We start from the raw sequence: 3,928 nt of genomic DNA, 5'->3' as shown, positions 1-3,928 counted from the left end.
GGTCATGGCTTGGACGCGGTCCCGGCAGGAACTGTACGGGACTGTGTCCCGCCGTGCCGGAAGTCGTTGGCCACGATCGGGCTGGACAGAACGCCGAGACGCTCAACTTCGACTTCCACGACATCTCCTGGCTGCAGGAGCCACTGAGGTGTGCGGGCATAACCCACGCCTTCCGGTGTGCCGGTGCAGATGATGTCTCCGGGGTTCAGGGTGAACGTCTGCGAGATCAGGGACAGCGTCTCACCCAGGTCGTAGATCATGTCCCGGGTATTGCCGTTCTGCACAGTGGTTCCGTTGACGCGGGTCTGGACCTGGAGGCCGTCGCGGAGGTCTCCCACCTCATCGGCGGTGACGACCGGGCCGAGGGGGCCGCTGTTGTCACCGTTCTTGCCAAGGATCCACTGGGAGGTCAGCTTCTGGGCCTTGCGGGATGTCAGGTCATTGAAGGTGGAGTATCCGATCACCGACTTTCGAGCTGTCTCAGCGTCGGCATCCACGAGCGGAGCGCCGATGTACGCTGCGATTTCGCCCTCCCAGTCCAAGCCGTCCTCGTTGGCCGGCACCGGGACAGGGGTGCCCCCGACAGTCAGGGATTGAGTCCAGCGGGCGAACAGCGTCGGGTGCGGAGGAAGCTTGTCATTGCGGTAGCTTCCCTCGGTCACATGGGCGCGGTAGTTCAGGCCAATGCAGATGACTCGTGCCGACGAAAGAACCGGCGGCACGAGTTCGACCTCGGAAAGCGGCAACGATACCCCGGAGCCCGCCTCAGGATTGGTGAACTCAGTGGGAGCGGACCAAAACGTCTGAAGGTCCGTCAGGACCCTGACGGTGTCGCCTTCCAGGACTGCAGCATCAACGCGGTCTGTGCCTGAAGTGCGGATTCCGACGATCTTCATAGGTAATGCCTTTCGGGGATGGCAGGAGATACCGGCACGGCCGGCGGGCATCGGCGCCCCAGAATCCTGCAAAAAGCCTAAACATTCGTATCTTTTAACTGTCGCTCACGGTTGGCTTACTCGTCAACCCATCCTGCAAGGACAGCGAATCGCCGGGGCCTCGGGTTCTTCGCTCGTTCAAAAAAGAGCTAAAACATTCGACTGGTTTATGCTCTAATAGTTTTCATGTTCAAGCTGTCCGATCCGGAAAAAACCGCACACGTGCAGGTTGCCCTGCCGCGCACCCGGGCCGAAGCCTTGGCGGTGAGAATGGAAGAAGAAATCATTCGCGCCGGCATGGCCCCCGGTGACTGGGTAGGAACGCTGGACGAAATCCGGGCCCAGACCGGACTGGCGCGGGCCACAGTCAGTGAAGCTGTCAGGCTTCTCCGGGAACGGGGAATTCTGGAAATCAGGCCGGGACGTGGCGGCGGGTTGTTCATTGCCCCACCCAACCCCGTGGTCCGGCTGCGGCACACTCTACTCACGGTGAGGGATACTCCGGCCACAGTGCTCGACGCCATCGCGTTGAGGGAGGCGCTGGAGGAACTGATCAACCGGGACGCTGCCAGGCACAGAAGCCAGACTGACATCGCAGACCTGAAGAGGCTGCTCTCGGGCCTGCAGCGCGCCTTGAAAACCCCTGAGGCGTTCATGCGTGCCAACTGGGCACTTCACGAGCGCATTGCAGAGATCAGTCCCAACGTCATGGCCAGCGCCGTTTACAAGGGAACCCTGGGTTACCTGTCGTCGTCCTCGGCGGAATTCCGCACAGATGACCCCGCCGCCGATGGCTATTGGAGCGGCCGCTACCGGATCCACGAAGCTCTTGTCCGCGCCATCATCAACGGCAATGAAAATGCCGTTGTCGAAGCAGTTCGCCAACACAACACCGCCGTCTGACCGGCACCGACCAAGAAATCAGGAGCGACGATGACGTCAACCGCAGGCTTCCGCGCCTACCTTTACCCCCCTGGCCATCCCCGCATCGAAGAACTGAAAGGCCTTGACGCCTACAGCTACCGGGAAGCGGCGAAGCAGGACGCCTTCACCGGTGAACTGATCAAGGGATGGACGCCCCTCTACTTCCAGCCGTTTTCGGGCGTGACCTCCGACGGTCAGCCCATCCCGGGCCTGTTCCCCGTGGCTCCGGCACAAGCCGGCGAGGAAGCCCCGACGGCGGAAATGGCTGCCGCAGCGTCCAAGCTCCTTGAATATCTCCCCGACACCATTCGCGAACAGGTGTCGTTCCCGGTGGATTCGGAGCACTGGCAGAGCTGGGCCAATCCGGAATTCATGCAGCACGACACCGGACTCCGGCTGGAATTCGCCGATGATCAGACCAAGGCCCTGGTCCTGTCCCTTGTGGAAGCCAGCCTCAGCGCCGAAGGATACGAACTTGCCCGCACGCTGATGAGGATCAACGGGTTCCTCGGCGACATCGTAGGGCTGCCGGCGCTGATGAACGAGTTCAGCTACAACTTCGCCCTCTACGGGCACCCGTCGGAGACCGAACCGTGGGGATGGCAGCTGTTCGGCCATCACGTGGCCATCAACTGCCTCGTCGCCGGGACCCAGATGGTCATGACCCCCGTTTTCTTCGGAGCCGAACCCAACTGCATCGACGAAGGACCGTTCGAGGGCGCTGTTGTCTTCCAGGACAGGATTCGCCTCGGCCGGAAACTTATGCAGACCTTGCCGGAATCCCAGCAGCAACAAGCCCGGACGTTTCAGGAAATGGTCGATCCGGCGATGCCCGAAGGCCGCGTACACCCCGGCGACGAACGCCATCTGGCCGGAGCTTTCCAAGACAACCGCGTCATCCCGTATCAAGGCATCCGCGTTAGCGACATGGACGAGAACGCCCGTGCCATTGTCGACGCCATCGTTGCGGACTTCACCGCATACCTGCCAGAAGGGCCAGCGGCCGCACGCCGCAGGGAGATTGCCGCGCACTGCGAGAACACGTGGTTCTCATGGATTGGAGGCTTCGGAGACGCTGATGTGTTCTATTACCGGCTGCAAAGCCCCGTCGTCGTCCTCGAGCTCGATCATCACTGCGGAGTATTTCTCAGCAACGATGACCCGCAGCCATTCCACATCCACACCTTGATGCGTACGCCGAACGGCAATGACTACGGCCGCGCACTCGTACACGGCCACGGCATCTGACCGAACGCCCGCCGAAACAACCGGACCTTCCACGCAATGCCGTGGAAGGGCCGGTTTTTTCTTGCCTCTGAATGCTGGATGTGAGAGGCGCGACAAGAGGTGTCCAGCTATGCGGGACAGGAGGGCCTTTAAGGGGTTGCGCCGGACCTACTCTCAATGCAACAGACAACGCCGTCCCACGAAAGGCACCCCTGATGTTCAAAGAAGAACACCCCACGCTCGAACCAGTTGATGTGATGATCGTCGGCTTCGGGCCCGTCGGCAAGCTCCTGGCCATCCGTCTCGGTGCCGCAGGGCATCGCATCGTCATAGCTGACCGGCAGCACCGGGGTTACCCGCTCCCCCGCGCAGTAACCCACGACTCCGAGTTCGCCCGTATCCTGCAGTCGGTCGGGCTGGCGCCGGACACGATCCCCGACGTCACCGAACCCTACGATGACATGTACGTCTGGAAGAACCACGCCCAGGAAACGCTCCTCGAAGTCGACTGGAGTGGGGTCGGTCCCTCCGGTTGGAACAACACCTACTTCTTCAACCAGCCCGACCTCGAAGACCGCATGGACGCTGCCATCCGTTCGCTGCCGAACGTGACAGTGATGCGGGGCTGGTCCGCGGATGCTACCGAGTCCGATGAGGGCTCAGTCCTGACCGAACTGACGAATACGGAGTCCGGTGAAAAGAGTTTCGTCCGCTCCTCCTACCTCATCGGAGCTGATGGAGCCAACAGCACTGTCCGGTCTTTTGCCGGAATCGGCTGGAACGACCTTGGGTACTTCTACGACTGGCTGGTTGTGGACGTCAAGCCGCTGCCATCCCTAAAG

The 3,928-nt window shown here is 61.5% G+C and carries 4 protein-coding genes; 3 read left to right on the top strand and 1 reads right to left on the bottom strand.

Going from position 1 to position 3,928, the window contains the following annotated elements:
* Positions 1 to 2 precede the first annotated feature (2 nt).
* Complete coding sequence (locus tag DBR22_RS15460; protein WP_108599758.1) at positions 3 to 896, bottom strand: fumarylacetoacetate hydrolase family protein; 894 nt, start codon at positions 894 to 896, stop codon at positions 3 to 5.
* Positions 897 to 1,121: 225 nt separating this feature from the next.
* Between DBR22_RS15460 and DBR22_RS15455 the strand changes: the two genes are divergently transcribed.
* From DBR22_RS15455 to DBR22_RS15445, 3 genes are all read left to right on the top strand, one after another.
* Positions 1,122 to 1,838 carry a FadR/GntR family transcriptional regulator gene (locus tag DBR22_RS15455; protein WP_108599757.1) on the top strand — a complete coding sequence of 239 codons (717 nt, stop codon included), beginning with the start codon at positions 1,122 to 1,124 and terminating at the stop codon, positions 1,836 to 1,838.
* Between the two features lie 30 nt (positions 1,839 to 1,868).
* Entirely contained in the window at positions 1,869 to 3,107 is a 1,239-nt protein-coding gene (locus tag DBR22_RS15450) for a DUF3500 domain-containing protein (RefSeq protein ID WP_108599756.1), read from the top strand.
* Positions 3,108 to 3,301: 194 nt separating this feature from the next.
* Positions 3,302 to 3,928 (top strand): FAD-dependent monooxygenase (locus DBR22_RS15445; protein ID WP_181365206.1); only part of this gene is annotated, 627 nt, incomplete at its 3' end.

This window comes from Arthrobacter sp. HMWF013 (assembly GCF_003061105.1).
Classification (GTDB): domain Bacteria; phylum Actinomycetota; class Actinomycetes; order Actinomycetales; family Micrococcaceae; genus Arthrobacter.
Note: the sequence above shows the minus strand (reverse complement) of the source record. Positions and strands in the feature narration are given on the sequence as shown.

Coding starts and splice junctions, on each gene's coding strand:
- DBR22_RS15450 (WP_108599756.1), top strand. CDS start 1,869: ATGACGTCAACCGCAGGCTTCCGCGCCTACCTTTACCCCCCTGGCCAT.
- DBR22_RS15460 (WP_108599758.1), bottom strand. CDS start 896: ATGAAGATCGTCGGAATCCGCACTTCAGGCACAGACCGCGTTGATGCT.
- DBR22_RS15455 (WP_108599757.1), top strand. CDS start 1,122: ATGTTCAAGCTGTCCGATCCGGAAAAAACCGCACACGTGCAGGTTGCC.